The organism is Paenibacillus sp. J22P90, from assembly GCF_059692195.1.
Genome location: NZ_JCAUAY010000004.1, coordinates 62,724 through 80,069, shown reverse-complemented (window position 1 = coordinate 80,069; position 17,346 = coordinate 62,724). Strand labels below are relative to the sequence as shown.

Genomic DNA, 17,346 nt, shown 5'->3' with positions numbered 1-17,346 from the left:
CTTAGTATGTTGAACGCCATGATCGTTGAAGACAATGCGATCTATCGCTATGCGATCAAATCGATTATTCGTTGGGAAGATTACGGCTTTCAAATCGTGAGCGAAGCGCTAAATGGTGTACATGCCTTAGACTTATTGCATCATCAACATGTCGATTTGATCCTAACTGATATATCCATGCCCGAAATGAATGGGATCGATTTGATTCAGAAGGTGAAGCTACAGGATGATTCGATTAAAATTGTCGCGCTAAGCTCCTTTGATGATTTTCGTTTCGTGAAGGAGGCGCTAAAGCTTGGTGCTGAGGACTATTTACTTAAGCATGATCTGGAACCTGAATCTCTGCAGCAATTACTCCTGCAAATGAAAACGAAAATTGAAGCGGAGCTTCATCTAAAGAGACAAGCAGCTATTCGAAATGAGAATCTGCAAGAAATGTGGCATTTACTAGGACGTAAACTCATCTTGGGCGAATTGAAGACGGTTGATGAAATGGAGGATCAAGCCAGAGCGATACGCTTCCCAATTCCTACGGGTCCTATTGCCATTATGCTATTTGAAGGTGAGATTAACGCTCTTTCGACTAATGCCCTGCAATTTGAACTGGGGGAGCCCTCCATAGTAGTTAAGATTTCAGAGCATCGAACCGTGCTCATGGTGCATTTTCCAAATGAACATAGCGAACGAAAATGTAGAGAAGATCTGAAGCTGCAAGCTGCTTTGTATAAGAAGAATAATTGTGAACCTAGTACGCTGACAGTAGCCATTAGTTCAATCGGACATGATTTGCAGGATTGGACGATATTGTTTTGTCAAGCAGAAACGGCCCTCGAACAAGCGATCTATGATGGGGTCGATCAAGTTTATTTCTATTCGGATAGAAAGCCTAGAGAAGCACAAGGTCTAGAGGTTTCGATGAAAGCCTATGCGTCTGCCATACAAAGCGGTCAATTTGAAGAAGTAGAGAAACAAACTGAGTTTTTCTTTGATATGCTTTTGGCAAGAAGGTTATCGTTAGAGGAATTGAAAGTTGTCATCCATGAAGCGACTATATTAACGAAAGCAGCTGCGATCGGGAGAGGTATGTTTTCTTCAAGTGCGGAGGCAACCTATCGACACATTATTCGTGATCTCGAAGCCTTCCCTACGTTAAAGCAGCTCAAGCAATTGTTCCAGAAATGGCAGAAAGAACTAAATTATGAATCGATGGGGAACACGCCTTTCCGGAAAGAAATACAAGCCGCTATTGCTTACATAGAAGAGCATTATGCAGAGGATATCACCGTAGCCAAGTTGGCAGAAAGTCTTCATCTTAGTGCTAATTATGTATCCAATTTGTTCAAAAGTGAGACAGGATTACGCTTCATAGAGTATTTGAATCGCTATCGAATTCGTATGGCCAAATCCATGCTTCAGAATCCTGCCTTGAAGGTATATGAAGTCGCAGAAAAAACAGGCTTTCAAGAAACCTCTTATTTCTGTAAAGTGTTTAAAGAGCTTGAAGGCAAAACAGTCAAAGAATTTAGATGTGAGTCCTAGAAATTGTGTGAAAAATATAAGAAATCCGTGAAATATTGAAGGCATGGAGTTGTGAATTGCGTTATAATTCACAACTTTTTGCTTTTTTATGATGTTCTGAACATTCGTGTTTTCTTATGTATTTAAAAGTTTATTTGAATGAAAGCGCTTTATATTTTATCTATACTGGCAATAGGGACAACATGAAGCCTGCTTGGCGAATGAAACGGGTTTCATTTTCAAATGGGAAGTAGATTTTAACCAACTGAGGGGGGATAACGAGTGCAACAATCCATCAGCCAAAATCAAGTCATTCAGTTATCACCTGATATGCTGCGGATCGATGGCAAATCAGAAATCATTCTTTGTGCTTCTTTATTTTACTTCCGACTCCCACGGGGGGTGTGGAAAGATCGCTTGCGTAAAGTGAAAGCCTATGGTTATAACGCAATTGATGTATATTTTCCTTGGAATTATCATGAGACCGAAAAAGGGGTATGGGATTTCAGCGGAGAGAAAGATGTTGCGCAGTTCCTTCATGAGGCTTCGGAAACTGGTTTATGGGTGATCGCAAGACCAGGACCGTATATTTGTTCCGAATGGGATGGGGGCGCATTACCTGCCTATCTATTTATTGAAGAAAACATGCGCATTCGAGACAATGATCCGCATTTCTTAACGCATGTGGCTAGATGGTATGAGCAGATTCTACCCATTCTTCAGAAGTATGAACATGGGCAGGGAGGTTCCATCATCGCTGTTCAATTGGAGAATGAGCTTGATTTCTACCCATGTGAGGATCCCAAAGGCTATATTTCGGCGCTGAGAGATTTAGCCTTACAGCATGGCATCAAGGTTCCTTTGATCGCCTGTGCAGGGCAAGGCGGTTTGTTCCAAGCATCCGGGTTCGCTGAAGGTGTTGTGCCCACTTGTAATTTTTATCCGAATGATCGTGATCCTTCTTTTGAAGAGAGAGTTCACTATTACAGAGAAGAATTAGCACACAGGGGCTATCCTTTACTTGTAACCGAAACGAACCGCTCGCACTTCTTGCTGCGAAGATTACTTTCAGCGGGAGCCAAATTGTTAGGTCCTTATTTGCAGGCGTCAGGGACAAACTTTGGCTTTACGAATGCCGCCAACAATTGGGGAGATCCACTTTCGTTCCTTACGTCGGATTATGATTTCCATGGCATGATTACGCCAGAAGGGCATATTCGAGAGGAAGCGTATGAGGGCAGGCTGCTGCATCATATCATTCAAACCTATGGCACCTCGTTAGCTGAGGCAACGCCTAGTGAGCTTAGCAATCGACTAGCCTTAAAGCAAGGTGGCGAGCTTGTATTCGACTTGAATGTATCGGCACTCGATTGCCCGATTTTGCCACTTCATGTGCCTTTACAAACATGGGGGATTGCTGGTGGTGGCTACCTCGATTACGCAACGACTGAACTGATGCAAGTGAAACATATAACGAATGAGCAGCGTACGCTTTTCATTTTCCATTCGGAGGGAGTAGGGGAAGTTCGATTCAGCTTCGCTTCGGAGTTTGAAGTAAAGACTGCCGAGATGAAAGTTCATGATTCCCAATCTGAACAAAGCGTAACCTTATCCTTTCAATCCTCGGAAAATGAAGCTAGAGCCTTGATCCACTTAGCAGATGGACAAATTCTTGAAATCATCGGGATGAGCCGAGCTCGTGCGCTTCGTTTGGAAGGCATCGATGGGGATGGAAAGCTGCTCATTGAAACTCCTGCGGTACAAGCGAAGGAAAGCGAGGGAGTGGAAACAACATGGCGGCTAAGTAAGGTTAACCCAATACTTTCCTTTTCAGATGAGACGTTCCCCCTAGGAGACAATGCCGATCATTTAGAAAAGCTCGGAATTTACCGTGGATTCGCTTGGTATAAAGCACAATTGTCGCAGTCTACTGACTACCAGGGCCTTATCCTACAGCGAGCCAGTGATGTAATCTCACTCTATACTGGGGAAGAATATTTAGGGACTGTTGCACCAGGCGGAACAAGTCGCTATCTGCCGATACCTGATGGCATACAAGTTATGACTGATCTAACAGCCCGTGTAGAAATATGGGGACATACTAATTTCCACGATACGACGCTTCCCGGCCTTCATTTAAACAGTCTGAAGGGAATCACCGGCATGATCGGCGTCACGTCGACTAGAGATTTAAACCAAAACTGGCGATTCAAGCTCCTGCAATCCGGTGAAATCAAAGATGATTATGCAGCAACTGATGTAGACGACGGGCAGTGGCCGATGGTGAGCATAGGAGGTTGGTTATCAGCAAATCTGCCTGCCCATCACTGCTATCGCAAGCAAGTTAAGCTGACGGACACAGCGGATCGTTGGATACTTCATACGCCAGGAAACTTCAGCCAAGCTTATGCCTATGTAAATGGCCATTCACTGGGACAAGTGAATCCGCATGATCCGTTTCTTGATCTTACGCCATTCGTAACTGCGGGAGAAACAGCGGTCATTACACTGTTTTTCGATAAAACGTACATTGCTTTGAGCGGACATATCACACTATACGAAGGTACATCGGCGAATCATTGGACCTTAGCGGGTTGTCAGGAGCATGGGTTATTGCAGCATGCTCAGAGCACACACCTCAATGCGAAGCCTGTTACAGAAGCGATTGCGATGAAACCAGGAGCCGTGGCATGGCTCTACGGAGAACTCGAAGATAGCAACCAGGGCTTAGGCTGGCGAGTATATGCCAAGGGTCAAGATATGAAGTTGACGGTTTTCTTCAACGGACATCTGGTCGGGCGTTTATGGACCAAAGGCGGTGCAAATCGACCGATTTTCCGTGGCGGAAGCGATGAATCCTTTTATTTGCCTGGAGCTTGGTTCCTTGAGCAAGAAGAGGGGAATGAACTTGCTATTCTGTTGGAAGCAGTAGGGTTAGATAACGATGCAATCTTGGAGCCATTCCGATTCGTCCCTGTCTCCGCCAGCTAATATGAAAGGAGCTTACGCATGAAAACTGCCACCCCATCACGGCAATTCGAAAGCGTGTCACCCAGTGTCAAAAAGCAAACGACATCGTTGCGTAGATTGTGGTCACATCGCACCTTATTGCTCATGTGTGTACCCGCTATCTTTTTTTTCTTAGTAATGTCATATCTTCCCATGCCTGGGCTGTATCTTGCCTTTATCAACTATAACTACTCGGCCGGTATATTCGGCAGTGACTTCGTAGGGTTCGATAATTTCAAATTTCTAGTGACTTCAGGCGCGTTGTGGAAGCTAACGTCCAATACCATTCTCTATAATCTTGCATTTATCGTATTCGGCAATATTTTGCAGATCGGCATTGCGATTTTACTCAATGAGCTTCGTAAAAAGTGGTTTAAGAAAGTCACGCAATCGCTTATGTTTCTGCCTTATTTCATCTCATTCGTCCTAGTTGGACTCATTGCGTATAACATTCTCAGCTACGATTTCGGTTTGCTGAATGGGATTCTGAAATCGATCGGATGGGATCCTGTTAAAACATACTCCAACCCCAGCATTTGGCCCTTTATCATTGTCATCACCTATTTGTGGCAGTCCACTGGATATGGCTCCATCGTGTATTTCGCCGCCATTATGGGCTTAGACTCTGAGATCGTGGAAGCGTCAGAAATTGATGGCGCTAATGCGTTACAACGGATTCGCTATATTGTGCTTCCATGGCTGAAGCCAACCTTCATTATTTTATTTCTTTTCTCATTGGGGGGGATCCTCCGAGGCAATTTCGGCTTATTCTACAACTTGGTCGGAGCTAATAATACAGCGTTGTTCGATGCGACAGATATTATTGAGACGTTCGTGTTCCGTTCCTTAATGAACAATTTTAACTTCTCTTTAGGAAGCGCTGTCAGCTTGTATCAGTCTGTTTTTGGCTTCTTCATCGTCATTACAGCGAACTGGCTTGTGAAGAAGGCTTCACCTGATAACACCTTATTTTAAAAAGGAGGGACATCCCGTGGAGCAAGTCATCGCTCGTCAGAGGGGGACGGATTTTTCGTCCGTGGCCATACGACTATTCGGCTACATCTTTATCGCTTTTTTCGCTCTATGCTGTCTAGTCCCATTTCTTGTCGTACTAGGCACTTCATTCACCTCAGAGAAATCGATCACGCTGCATGGCTATAATTTATGGCCCAAAGAATTTAGTGCTTTTGCTTATAAAATCGTGTTTGAGAATCCCGGTATTATTCTTGGCTCATATGGTGTGACGCTGGGGATTACAATCGTGGGAACTACCATTGGGCTGTTCGTCGTCGCGATGACGGGATATTCCTTGCAGCGTCCAGATTTTCCTTATCGGAATCGGATATCCTTTTTCATCTACTTCACAACGTTATTTCATGGGGGAGTCGTCCCGTTCTACTTAATCATGACACAATGGCTGCATCTCAAAGATAACTACTTAGCGGTTCTGCTGCCAGGACTGATGAGCCCGTTTCTCATTATTATGATGAAAAGCTTCGTCACATCGATTCCTCATGCCATTACAGAGTCAGCCAAAATGGATGGAGCCGGCGATTTTAGAATCTTTACGAAGCTAATCTTGCCGATGACGACACCCGCTTTAGCTACGATTGGATTGTTTATCGCCCTGGGGTATTGGAATGAATGGTACAATGCCATGCTGTTCCTATCACCAGATTTAAAATATCGACCGCTGCAATTGTTTCTCTATAATGTGGTCACCAGCGCTGATTTCATTAAAAATTCATCCGTCTCTTCCAATGTTCAGCCCAGAGATATGCCGCTCGAGTCCATGAAAATGGCCACAGCCGTTGTTGCAACTGGCCCCGTCATCCTGTTTTACCCTTTGGTCCAAAAATATTTCATCAAAGGTATCACCGTTGGTGCTGTTAAAGGCTAACGTTAGGCATAAACCAAAAATGAAAATGGGGAGGCAATTCCATGTTCAAGAAAAAGAAAGCGCTTAGTATTGCACTCGCTGCGACGCTCGCAGTAAGCTTGACAGCCTGTACGTCTAACAGCACTTCTTCAGATTCGACGGCACCTGCTACAGCTGCTGGTGGTAAAATCGATACGTCTGAGTTTCAAACGATTTCTTATGTGATGTTAGGCGACAAGCCGAAGAATGGTCAGTTTGAGAAAGTCATGGAAAAACTCAATGCCATTTTGAAACAAAAAGTGAATGCTAAATTGGAAATAAAATGGGTGGAGTGGGCTGATTGGCAAACGAAATACAATTTATTACTCGCGTCTGGGGAGCCTGTAGATCTAATTACAGTAGCAACTGACTGGTTGGATACGTGGCAAAATGCGCAAAAAGGTGCTTTCCAGCCACTAGATAAGCTCCTGCCAACCTATGCGCCGATTACGTGGAAAGAAGTACCGCCAGAGAACTGGGCCGAGACGAAATACAAGAATCAGATCATGCTAATCCCTGAAGATCACTATACGCAATGGGTAAATCACGGTTTCCAATATCGTGGTGATTGGGCGAAGGAATTCGGTATAACGTCACCAATTACGGATTGGAAGATGCTGGAGAAATATTTACAAGCTGTCAAGGATAAAAAGCCTGGTGTGATTCCTTGGGATACGAATGGCACATCTGGAGGCAATATTGGCGGGTATATTAACTCCTACACGGATGCGATTGAACTTCCAATAAATACGGGATTGTTCGCACTTGTTTATGGCAAATCCTATAATGACAAGTACAAAGCGTACAGCCCGTTCCTGGATGATACATTTATGGATTTTGCTAAAATGATGAAAGACTGGGGCGACAAGGGCTTCTGGCGCGAAGATGTTTTGAACTACAAAGGCGATAACCGTGCGCTACTTGAAGCAGGAAAAACGTCCGTAGATCAGCATCACACACAAACTTACCTCGGCGAACGTATCAAAATGGATAAGCTGCAGCCAGGCTCAGATCTGCAATTCTTCCCATTCTCGGCGACTAAAAATAACCTCGTCTCGATGTCGATCACACATGGTGGTACGTCCATTGGCGCGAAAAGTAAGCATCCAGAACGTGCTTTGATGGTTTACGAGTTGATCCGTCAAGACCCTGAAATTTATCGTTTGATGAACTATGGTCTTGAAGGCGTGCAATATGTTGTGAAAGATGGCAAACGCTTCCGTCCAGATGGATACGATGTCCAAAGAGATGATTTCTACTCTAACTTCTGGGGCGGCCGTATTGATAAGAACGAAATTCCGAATGGTGAAGACTGGTCTGGAAAAGGTGCTTTGTATGCTTCTTACGATAAAATTAAAAAAGCTTATCCGTATGGCCGATTTGTTTTCGATAAAGCCAACGTCACGAATGAATTGACAGCGATTACACAAGTAGTCGGATCAAAAGGACCTGCAATTCTTTACGGAAAAGCTGGCGACCCTGTAAAGGCAGTAGAAGATTTCCGAGCAAATTTGAAAGCTGCTGGTTTTGACAAAGTGATGACAGAAGTCCAGAAGCAATTGGATGAGTTCAAAAAAATGGTAGAAAGCACGAAATAAACGAATCCACACATCGAAGGTCTGTTTGAGAACAGGCCTTCGATCTTTCGCTTTTCATTTCGACGTAACGGAGTGTGAGCCCCTGGAAACCATTACAGTTTACGATATTGCTAGGGAAGCGAACGTTTCCGTCGCGACGGTTTCCCGAGTTCTCAATGATACGGCACCTGTACGAGCTTCCACTAGGCAGAAGATTATGGCGATTATTGAAAAACATAAGTTTCAACCGAATGCTTTAGCTCGCAGTCTGGTTAATAAGAAAACCGGCATGATCGGCGTCTTGTTTCCGGATAGCAGCAATATGTTTTTCCCCGAGGTGTTCGGAGGGGCGGAGCGAGCTGCACAAAAGCTGGGGTATACCCTTTTTCTATGCAACACCTTTAGTGACTACAGCAGAGAATCCGAATATTTAAATTTGCTATGTGAAAGGCAAGTAGATGGACTTATTCTGATGGGAGGACGTATTAATGCACGGCATTGTCCAGCTTCGCTCGTGCAGGAAGTGGTGGACATTCGCAGGAAAATCCCCATTGTTTTGATCAATGGCACACTGCCAGGACATCCGTGTCATCGAATAAAAACAGACGAATACTTAGGCACAAAGCTGATTGTTCAGCATCTGATTGATCAAGGCCATCGTCAAATCGGTTTTTTAGGCGGAAGCGCAGCTACGACAACGACGGTGGAGAAGCTGCAAGCTTACCGGCATACGCTAGAGGCGAATCAACTCACTTATCGTAAAGAATGGGTTCGCATGGGGAGTTTCTCAATGTCCTGTGGCCATCAATTAATGGAAGTATTTCTTGCCATGTCCAATCGTCCTACTGCTATTTTATGTATAAATGACTATGTGGCAATAGGTGCTATGAAAACAGCACTAGCACATGGGTTACGAATTCCGGAGGATATTGCGATTGCAGGGTTTGATGATACGCAATTGTCCTCAGCGATGAATCCCGAACTTACGACGGTTTCGCAGCAAAGTCAGCAGCTTGGCAAGCAGGCGATGTTGATTTTATCCAAATTGATTCAAAAAGAGAAGGTGACGAAACTTACAGTATTAGCGCCAAATCTCATCATAAGGCAGAGTACATAAGGAGAGGAGGGAATAAAATGGAATTAAATTCCATAAATAACAATCGAGAAAAGCTTCCTTTAGGTATTCTTCGATCCATAAAGGCTGAATCTTGGCATGAAAGCAACGCCGTATGGCATATCATTTCAAGTAGAAATCGTGCAATAGAGCTGAATTTCAGCTATGGCCCATCCTTTGTCATGCATAAGGATAAGGATTGGTACGTGTTGCCAATGGAAGACGGTAGTACCGATCTGGAGGGAAATTCCATCGCTTGGGTTTTGCCTGAAGATCCAAACTCGGTAGATACCTCATGGTTAATTAAAGCAGAAGGAAAGATCAGGATTACTGCCATTGATACCCAGGGGATTCAGGTGCATATAGCTTCGGATTCGTGTCAGTTGATTCCCTATGAGAGTAGGCCCTATGCCGACTGTTTTGGTGACCGGTTCACGTTTGATTTTGAGCATGGTGAAGCGCTTGGAAAGACGTTGGCGGCTTTTTATTGGGGAACGATGCTGCTTTCCGTAGTTGAACGAACGAGAGCTGCTGCCTATCCAGATTCCGATGGCTTTGTCTTAAGCACCCTAATGAAGCATGCTTATGCGGGGACTTACCCTGATGTGGATCACGAATTTCAAATCAAAGGGAGAATGGCTTGGGGCAATCAGCTTGATACGGCAGTTATTCGTCGGATGATGGAGTTTCAACTCAAACTTATGAAAGAAGATCCCGAACGGTTGTGGAGAAATCCATGTGCTGTTCAGCCCGACGGAACTAGGGAGTATCACGTGCGGCGCAGCTCCATGGACGGGAAAACGAATGCGAACATGTTCCTTATCACTGGAAATGTCGAGATTTTGGAATCAGCATGGCTCTATGTAAGCTTAACGAAAGATAAAGAATGGCTCAGCGCTCATATCGAAGAACTTGAAGGGGCGGCAAGTGGCATCGAAGACAATATTGACCGTCATGGCCGACTTTGGTCGGATGTCTACTACGAGGATCAAGTCATGAAAGATGGGCGGGAATCATTAGCAACTGCGCTTGCCGCCTATTCGTTGCAGCTGCTTGGCAAATTAGAGTTGTATATTGGACGAAAAGATAAAGCTGATTTTTACAATCAAATCGCAACTCGGTTGTCTGAAGTTTTGGTAGAGCCCCTACCTAACGGATATTGGGATCCGCAGCATCGCCGTTTCGTCGATTGGGTTGATCGAAGTGGTGTTGTACACGATCATATTCATTTATTGGCGAATATTTTGCCAGTTATGTTTGGTTATACGACCCTAGAGCAAGAAGAAGCTGTCGTGGCATTGATGGATGCCAAGCGGGATGAATTCCAGCGTTTCCCGAGCTTTGTAGCAGCTGAAATCGAGCAGTATACCTCGTCCGAACTTGGCGATGGCGGTCCTTATGACTTATGTGCAGCAGGGCGATATTGGTGCTGGGACGCGGCGTACTGGTCATGGAGAAAAGATGGAGCCATGTTAAGTCGACAATTACATCAAGTCATGAAGCAGGCTGAAGTAGATAGCTATATCATGGGAGAACGCTATGATATGAACCATGTGTATTATATTGACGACAAGAATTGGCACGGTGCTGGCCATTACTACGAGTATCCATGCGTATTCTCATGGGTATTATTGCATGAATATATTGGTATACGATTCACATTGGAAGCTGATTTGAGGGTAGAGCCAAAGCTGCAATCGTTCGGACGCGTGGAATTACGGCAATCCCATTTTCAATTAGCTTACGCGTATACGCCAGAAGGGTTTACTTTGACTAATTTATCTAAATCGGAGCGTTCATTCGAGGTTGATCTTTCCGCGATTTATTCGGGTTTTTCATGTAGAACGATAAGTCTTGGTGCGGGGGAGGAGGTTTGTATTTTTGAGTAGATCAGCTTTGAACCATTACAAAAGGAGCTAATTCGAATGGAATATACAATTATCGAATATGACCCTATTTTTGCGGAACAAACAGTTAAGATGTGGAGAGATAGTAAGAAACAAGCGCTTGGTCAAGAAGAACTACATCCTTTTGAAAATCATGTATATTTTCTGAATAACATTTTGGTTAATACCAATAAGGTATTCCTTGCAATTGATGCTTCAGGTGAGCAAGTAGTAGGCATACTAGCATGTAATGAGTACTGGGTTAATCAGTTATACATTCACACGCAATATCAAGGAAGAGGGATCGGGGGTAGACTCCTGAACCTCGCCAAACAGCAATCTGCAGGCAGTCTATGGTTATACACCTTTGAAATCAATAAGAAGGCACAGAGATTTTATGAAAGAAACGGATTTAAGATTATTGGCAGAGGAAATGAGAATGAAGAGCAGCTTGATGATATCAAGTATGAATGGACAAAGTTTTGAATAAAATGGATGATGAAAAAACCGCTATCCTAGCACGTGATCCTTCACATGCCGGTTTAGCGGTTTAAACTCTTTTACATACTTTTCTTATGTAACTCACTCGAAGGTCGCGTCCAACTGCGGTATTTCCGGTAGCATCGGCGCACAACGTGCAGCAGGAACTCCGGAAACGGCACCTTACGCAACCAAGGGAAATAAAAGCGATCGTAGGCGCGCTTTAAATCGTCCCACATGGAGCAATAGTCTTCTTTTAAGAAATCCGATACGTCGACGACCAAGCCTCTGCCGTTATGCTGCATCACATTTTTGCCATGCACATCATGCGGTGTCAGTCCCCGGCTAACTGCATACTTCAGCGCTTTATCGATATCGTGCAGCACTTGCCGCGGAATCGGGATGCCGCGCAATACAGATTGATATAGCGTAACGCCCGTCAGTCGGCGCAGTACGAGATAAGTGTCACCCGCATGCAGGCATTCGGAGTAAGCTGGGTGCTTGCCCAGCCGGCGATATATTTCTTTTTCATCCTCTAAACCTGGTCGTCCTGGCGCATACACCTTCACCACCAATTCTGGATAACTCGGATGCATCAGCACAGCCGCATAATTACCTGCTCCAATAAGCTGCCACGGCTCAGGGACACTATAAACGACGATCGGGTCATAAGACCGCTCACTGGCAATCTGCAAATTCGGAAGCAAATGTGCTTCAATTAATTCGATCCAGCGCTTTTGCACGCACATGTCTCCCTAATCTATTATTTGGTGGTATTATACAAAAATAATCAGCAATTTGCTAGAACAAATAATTACCGTTTGAAGTAACGGGAGTTTAGTTATAATTGTTCTCTATAAGTTAATGCTAGTCACATTTTGATATTATATAGGAATCGGGGGAGTATCCCTCATAATTAACAGCGAGGAATGAAACTTAATGAGCCAGGAAGAAGTGCTAAAAGGCGGTAATGTAAATCATATCGTCCGTATGGCGAACACGGTTCGCCGCCCAATAGGTAATTGGAGTGCCAGTGTTCATCAACTACTCAAACATTTGGAAGAACAAGGATTTGAGGGAGCACCCAGATTTCTCGGAATCGATGAAGCTGGTCGTGAAGTATTGACTTTTATACCTGGAGAAGTTCCAGGGAACCTTTATCCAAAACTTGAGCCTTATATGTGGTCAGATGAGACGCTTACTGGCTTGGCACGTCTATTGCGTCGTTTCCATGATGCGACTGCAGGATTCATTACCAATGCAGAGGACAAGTGGCAGCTTAGCTATGCCGACAATGCTGAACACGAAGTGATCTGTCATAATGACGCAGCCTTGTATAATGTAGTCTTCCATAATGGGGCTCCTGTGGCGCTTATTGATTTCGACATGGCAGGGCCGGGTCCATGTATGTGGGACATTGCGTACAGTCTTTACACATCCGTTCCGCTTGCGAGCTTCGCACCTGACCATTCCGCTGGAGCAACGTTACCATATCAAAAAGAAATACACGCCACAGAGCGCCGTCAGCGAATTGAGTTGTTTTTTGAATCGTATGGAATTCCCGTCCCTAATACGCTAAAAGATTGGATTATTCAACGTTTGATGGTACTGTGTGATACGTTGAGAAATGGTGCTGCTAACGGGAATGCCGCCTTTCAAAAAATGATTGATGAGGGGCACTTAGCCCATTATGAGAGAGAAATTCGTTTTGTAAGTGATCAATTCCAAGATTGGATTTAAAATTGAAAATATTCAGGCATAGATATGTCTTATTTATAGTATATCGTAAATAAAAGAATGGCTCCGCGATAGGACAGAAACGACCTTGTTTAATTAGCAGGAGGTTACTATGAAAATAACATCTGTTAAAACGAAGCTTATTTCAGTACCATTCTCGACCCCCATTCGAGTATCGACGTTTTTCATTTCTAAAAGAAATGCCATCATTGTTGAGATTGAGACGGATGAAGGCATTACCGGAATGGGATATTTGCCCATCCTGGGTCAAGGCAGCGAAACGATCAAAACATGTTTGGATCATGACATTGCTGATTTACTAATTGGAGAAAACCCGTTGTATCGGAACAAGATATGGGAGAAGCTCTGGTGGGCGTTGAACATGATTGGCCGCAAGGGAGTTGCACTATACGGAATTTCCGCGGTGGATATTACCCTCTGGGATTTGGCCGGGAAGCTTCAGAACGCATCCATCCATACGATGCTTGGGCCATTTACGGATCAAGTTAAAGCCTATGCAAGTGCTGGATTCATGGGATTAACAGAAGGGGAGCTCGTCGAGGAAGCAGAAAGTTATATTGCTCGAGGATTTAAAGCTTTTAAGATGAAAGCAGGGTTCCCGGATTTAAGAATCGACCTAAAAAGGGTGGCCGCCGTTAGAAAAGCGTTAGGTACAGATATCGACATTATGGTTGATGTGAATCAGGGCCTAGATGTAGCAACTGCCATTCAGTTCGGAAGAGAGCTGGAAAAGCTCGGGGTATATTGGTTCGAAGAGCCAGTACCTGCAGACGATATTATTGGTCATGGGGAGATCGCCAAGGCGCTGGATATACGGATTACGACCGGTGAGACCGAGTATTCACGATATGGGTTTCGTGATCTGATCGACAGGAAAGCCGGAGACATTCTGATGATTAACCTCAGATCAGGAGGGATTACCGAAGCGGTTCGCATCGCCAATATGGCAAGCGCACATCGAATCCCGGTCACTCCTCATCTAGCGTGGGAGCTTCAAGTCCAGATCTTTGCCGCCATCCCCAACGGAGTCTACATCGAGTACATGAATTGGTACGATGATTTATTTGAAGAGGTACCACAAATCAAGGATGGTATGGTAACTGTATGGAATCGCCCCGGGCATGGTTTGAAATTCCGTGAAGAGATTATACGGAAGTACGTTGTCAATTAGTTCTTAGTGAGAACAAGGGAAGGGTGACTTCACGCGATTTTTAACAGTGAAAGTCACCCTAAGAATAATGAGACAAAATAATCACCTCCCTAAATTCAGATGTTAAGTCTATATAGTATAAGGGAATATTTTACAAATTCTTGTACGTAGTTATAGTTGATAAGTGGATTTTTTAATAGTTTTTAAGATTTGATAACTAAGCAAAGGGCTGCATCTATGCAGCCCTTTTTTATCGCAATACAACAACATTTAAACACAACACAGGGCAAAGACATTAGGATAGCAAGAGGCTACAATGGAATCAAACTCCAATGATAATAACACGACAAGCAGCGAAGTATACTACTCAATTACATTTACATGGAGGAGGAATGTAATGGTAGGATGGATTTCTCAACTCGAATAAAGAAAGCGCATTTATTAATGTACGATGGACAAGCAGCATTGTTGAGATAAAACCGTGTAAGTAGATACATGATCTATCCCCCTGTCGATCAGGGGGTATATTTTATTTTTCAAAAAGAAAGGTGTGTCATTCATGGCAGAAAAAAAAGAATTGCCGACGGGTATTCCGGAAGAGGTGGGTATTCCATCAACTTCCATCCTACATTTTATTAATCGCTTAGAAGCTAACCAATTGTGTATGCACAGCTTTATTATTTTGCGTTCGGGAAAAATAGTGTCGGAAGGCTACTGGAAACCTTTTACAGATAATAAAATGCATCGTATGTATTCTTCCAGTAAGAGCTTTGTTTCCGTAGCCATAGGGTTGATGGAAGGAGAAGGGCTGCTGTCTCTAGATGATCGAGTGACAACATATTTCCCTGAAAAGCTTCCCCCCGAGGGCGTACATCCTTATATCGAAAAGATGACGATACGCGATCTGCTGATGATGGCATCAGCCCATGACAAGTCGACCTTCAAGCAAGTGAATGTTGCTGACTGGGTGAGGACTTTTTTTACAGTTCCGCCAACGCATCTGCCTGGCACCGTTTTTTCGTATGATACATCCGCGACAGTTACACTTACTGCGATTGTAGAGAAAGTAAGCGGCATGTCTTTGCTGGCCTATATGCATCCTCGTGTGCTGACGCCTATCGGTTTTTCAGAAGATGCTTATTGTTTAAAAACCCCACTAGGGGTTTCTAATGCGGGCTCAGCCATTTTCTGTACCTCGCGTGATCTCGCTAAATTTGCCTTGACTTGCATGCAGGAAGGCAAATTTGAGGGTAAACAGTTACTTCCTGCGGACTATATGAAAGCTGCAACGTCCTACCAGATCGATAGCACCAATTCGATTTTCAATTTTATTGATAATCAGCAGGGGTATGGTTATCAGTTTTGGAGAACTCGCAATAATGGGTTTTGTTTCCTGGGTATGGGAGGACAGCTGGCTATCTGTTTGCCTGACAAGGATTTGCTAATTGTTACGACGGCAGACACGCAACCGAATCCAGCGGGCATACAAACTATTTTTGATGTGATCTGGGATGTTATATATCCGCAGCTTTCAGACAAACCACTGCTGTCAGACGAGGAATCATATAGGAAGTTGTGTGACAAAACGAGCAATCTTTCTATTTTGCTTCCAGAGGGACAGTTATCATCTTCAGTTACAGAACGCATCAACGGAAATTCGTATCAATTAACAGATAATCCAATGAACATAAATACGTTAAGATTCGTTTTCCATGAAGAAGAGGGGATAATGGAATTTGAAAAGCCTGATGGTAAGCATCAGATCGCTTTCGGTTTTGGAAAAGCCATTGCTCATAAGTTTCCTGGATACGATTATGACTGCGTAACAGCTGCTGCATGGAAGGATGAACATACCCTCTATTTGAATCCAATGATTATAGATGAAACCTTTGCACAAATAAGAATGACCATTTGTTTTAAAGATGACACCGTTACAATCGTTATGAAAAAGTTTGCAGAGCGATTTTTAGATGAATATTCCGGCTTTGCCAGTGGTTATAAAGTGAACGGTAATACACAAGTCATCGCTGAACAAACATTTGATAGACCGAAGTAAGAAAAAGGGTGCCCTATCCGCCACATGCGGCTAGGGCATCCTTTTCTATGTTATCTGGTAAGTAAACGTCCCATTTGGGGAATACAGATAACAGGCAAAACTAGTTACCTGAGCCGTCAATATGGGAAGAATACCTGCTATATCTCTACTTAGAGTTGAAGCTAATACTTTATTCTTACCATTTTGACACTGAGAGAGGAGACGAACAGTTGGATTCACTTTGGTAGGAGTATGCATTGGCATTACTGATACTAATCGGATAAAAATCGTGCACATGCGAATTAAAGTCAGATTCGTAAAAAAAGGCGGTGTTTCATGCATTTCGACTGGATTTGGAAGGCAATCTTCATTATTACCGCGGGCTCACTACTTCTCCGACTTGTTGGACGAACGTCAATTGGGAAATTAACAATTACCGACGTATTGCTATTGCTGATTCTTGGTCCGTTACTCATTCGACCTATTGAGGATGAGAACTTATGGACGACCTTTGGCACGGCGGTCATTCTCGTGTTGACAGTATGGATGATTAGAGCTTTGCTTAATCGATATGCGCCTATTCGCGCTTTATTGATCGGCAAACCAATTCCTATTATCATGAGTGGAAAGGTGGAGCAGAGTGCAATGGAATCGTTGAACCTTACAAATGAAGTTCTTAACGCGCAGCTGCGCATCGCCGGAATCTACGATCGAGATGATATTGAATTGGCAACTATTGAGGTCGGTGGTCAGCTGACAGTTAGGTTGAAACCGCATAAAGTGCCTGCAACGAAGCAAGATATTGAACAACTGAAACAGCTTATTGAGTCCAGGCTTCCTGTAAGTGTGCAGAAAGATTGAATAGATAACTAGTCGAAATAAATAAAAAAGACCAGTCCAA

General features: G+C 43.8%; 13 protein-coding genes. 12 read left to right on the top strand and 1 reads right to left on the bottom strand.

All coding sequences use genetic code 11. From position 1 onward, the window contains the following. The first annotated feature begins 6 nt into the window (after positions 1-6). From AC58UX_RS14540 to AC58UX_RS14505, 8 genes are all read left to right on the top strand, one after another. A complete protein-coding gene (locus tag AC58UX_RS14540; RefSeq protein ID WP_497253806.1) occupies positions 7-1,539 on the top strand; it encodes a response regulator in 1,533 nt (510 codons plus the stop codon). A 261-nt stretch (positions 1,540-1,800) separates the two neighbouring features. After that, the gene (locus AC58UX_RS14535; protein WP_497253804.1) at positions 1,801-4,509 is read left to right on the top strand and encodes a beta-galactosidase; all 2,709 of its coding nucleotides are present in this window, start codon (positions 1,801-1,803) and stop codon (positions 4,507-4,509) included. Positions 4,510-4,632: 123 nt separating this feature from the next. After that, complete coding sequence (locus AC58UX_RS14530) at positions 4,633-5,502, top strand: ABC transporter permease (protein WP_497254856.1); 870 nt, start codon at positions 4,633-4,635, stop codon at positions 5,500-5,502. Between the two features lie 16 nt (positions 5,503-5,518). After that, complete coding sequence (locus tag AC58UX_RS14525) at positions 5,519-6,427, top strand: carbohydrate ABC transporter permease (protein WP_497253802.1); 909 nt, start codon at positions 5,519-5,521, stop codon at positions 6,425-6,427. Positions 6,428-6,468: 41 nt separating this feature from the next. Then, positions 6,469-8,043, top strand: coding sequence for a DUF3502 domain-containing protein (locus tag AC58UX_RS14520; protein WP_497253800.1), 1,575 nt, complete (start codon positions 6,469-6,471; stop codon positions 8,041-8,043). A gap of 25 nt (positions 8,044-8,068) precedes the next feature. Continuing rightward, positions 8,069-9,139 (top strand): LacI family DNA-binding transcriptional regulator, encoded by a 1,071-nt coding sequence (locus AC58UX_RS14515; protein WP_497253798.1) that lies wholly within the window; start codon positions 8,069-8,071, stop codon positions 9,137-9,139. Between the two features lie 17 nt (positions 9,140-9,156). Beyond that, a complete protein-coding gene (locus AC58UX_RS14510) occupies positions 9,157-11,025 on the top strand; it encodes a glucosidase family protein (RefSeq protein ID WP_497253796.1) in 1,869 nt (622 codons plus the stop codon). Positions 11,026-11,061: 36 nt separating this feature from the next. Then, positions 11,062-11,508: a GNAT family N-acetyltransferase gene (locus AC58UX_RS14505; RefSeq protein ID WP_497253794.1), complete on the top strand. Its 447-nt coding sequence runs from the start codon at positions 11,062-11,064 to the stop codon at positions 11,506-11,508. Positions 11,509-11,582: 74 nt separating this feature from the next. Here AC58UX_RS14505 and AC58UX_RS14500 read toward each other — a convergent pair whose 3' ends face one another. Further along, the gene (locus AC58UX_RS14500; RefSeq protein WP_497253792.1) at positions 11,583-12,245 is read right to left on the bottom strand and encodes a serine/threonine protein kinase; all 663 of its coding nucleotides are present in this window, start codon (positions 12,243-12,245) and stop codon (positions 11,583-11,585) included. A gap of 196 nt (positions 12,246-12,441) precedes the next feature. On the opposite strand from AC58UX_RS14500, the gene AC58UX_RS14495 reads away from it, so the two are divergent. The 4 genes from AC58UX_RS14495 to AC58UX_RS14480 all read left to right on the top strand — a co-directional run bounded on the left by AC58UX_RS14495 (position 12,442) and on the right by AC58UX_RS14480 (position 17,306). Beyond that, positions 12,442-13,242, top strand: a complete 801-nt coding sequence (locus AC58UX_RS14495) for a phosphotransferase (RefSeq protein ID WP_497253790.1) — start codon at positions 12,442-12,444, stop codon at positions 13,240-13,242. Positions 13,243-13,351: 109 nt separating this feature from the next. Further along, positions 13,352-14,431, top strand: coding sequence for a mandelate racemase/muconate lactonizing enzyme family protein (locus AC58UX_RS14490; protein ID WP_497253788.1), 1,080 nt, complete (start codon positions 13,352-13,354; stop codon positions 14,429-14,431). Positions 14,432-14,969: 538 nt separating this feature from the next. Further along, positions 14,970-16,466, top strand: a complete 1,497-nt coding sequence (locus AC58UX_RS14485; protein WP_497253786.1) for a serine hydrolase domain-containing protein — start codon at positions 14,970-14,972, stop codon at positions 16,464-16,466. Positions 16,467-16,781: 315 nt separating this feature from the next. Next, positions 16,782-17,306, top strand: a complete 525-nt coding sequence (locus AC58UX_RS14480) for a DUF421 domain-containing protein (RefSeq protein ID WP_497253784.1) — start codon at positions 16,782-16,784, stop codon at positions 17,304-17,306. The last annotated feature ends 40 nt before the right edge of the window (positions 17,307-17,346 follow it).

What these genes read in the sequence shown, in the direction of transcription:
- AC58UX_RS14495 (WP_497253790.1), top strand. Translation starts at nt 12,442, where the DNA reads ATGAGCCAGGAAGAAGTGCTAAAAGGCGGTAATGTAAATCATATCGTC.
- AC58UX_RS14505 (WP_497253794.1), top strand. Translation starts at nt 11,062, where the DNA reads ATGGAATATACAATTATCGAATATGACCCTATTTTTGCGGAACAAACA.
- AC58UX_RS14485 (WP_497253786.1), top strand. Translation starts at nt 14,970, where the DNA reads ATGGCAGAAAAAAAAGAATTGCCGACGGGTATTCCGGAAGAGGTGGGT.
- AC58UX_RS14520 (WP_497253800.1), top strand. Translation starts at nt 6,469, where the DNA reads ATGTTCAAGAAAAAGAAAGCGCTTAGTATTGCACTCGCTGCGACGCTC.
- AC58UX_RS14490 (WP_497253788.1), top strand. Translation starts at nt 13,352, where the DNA reads ATGAAAATAACATCTGTTAAAACGAAGCTTATTTCAGTACCATTCTCG.
- AC58UX_RS14510 (WP_497253796.1), top strand. Translation starts at nt 9,157, where the DNA reads ATGGAATTAAATTCCATAAATAACAATCGAGAAAAGCTTCCTTTAGGT.
- AC58UX_RS14540 (WP_497253806.1), top strand. Translation starts at nt 7, where the DNA reads ATGTTGAACGCCATGATCGTTGAAGACAATGCGATCTATCGCTATGCG.
- AC58UX_RS14480 (WP_497253784.1), top strand. Translation starts at nt 16,782, where the DNA reads ATGCATTTCGACTGGATTTGGAAGGCAATCTTCATTATTACCGCGGGC.
- AC58UX_RS14530 (WP_497254856.1), top strand. Translation starts at nt 4,633, where the DNA reads ATGTGTGTACCCGCTATCTTTTTTTTCTTAGTAATGTCATATCTTCCC.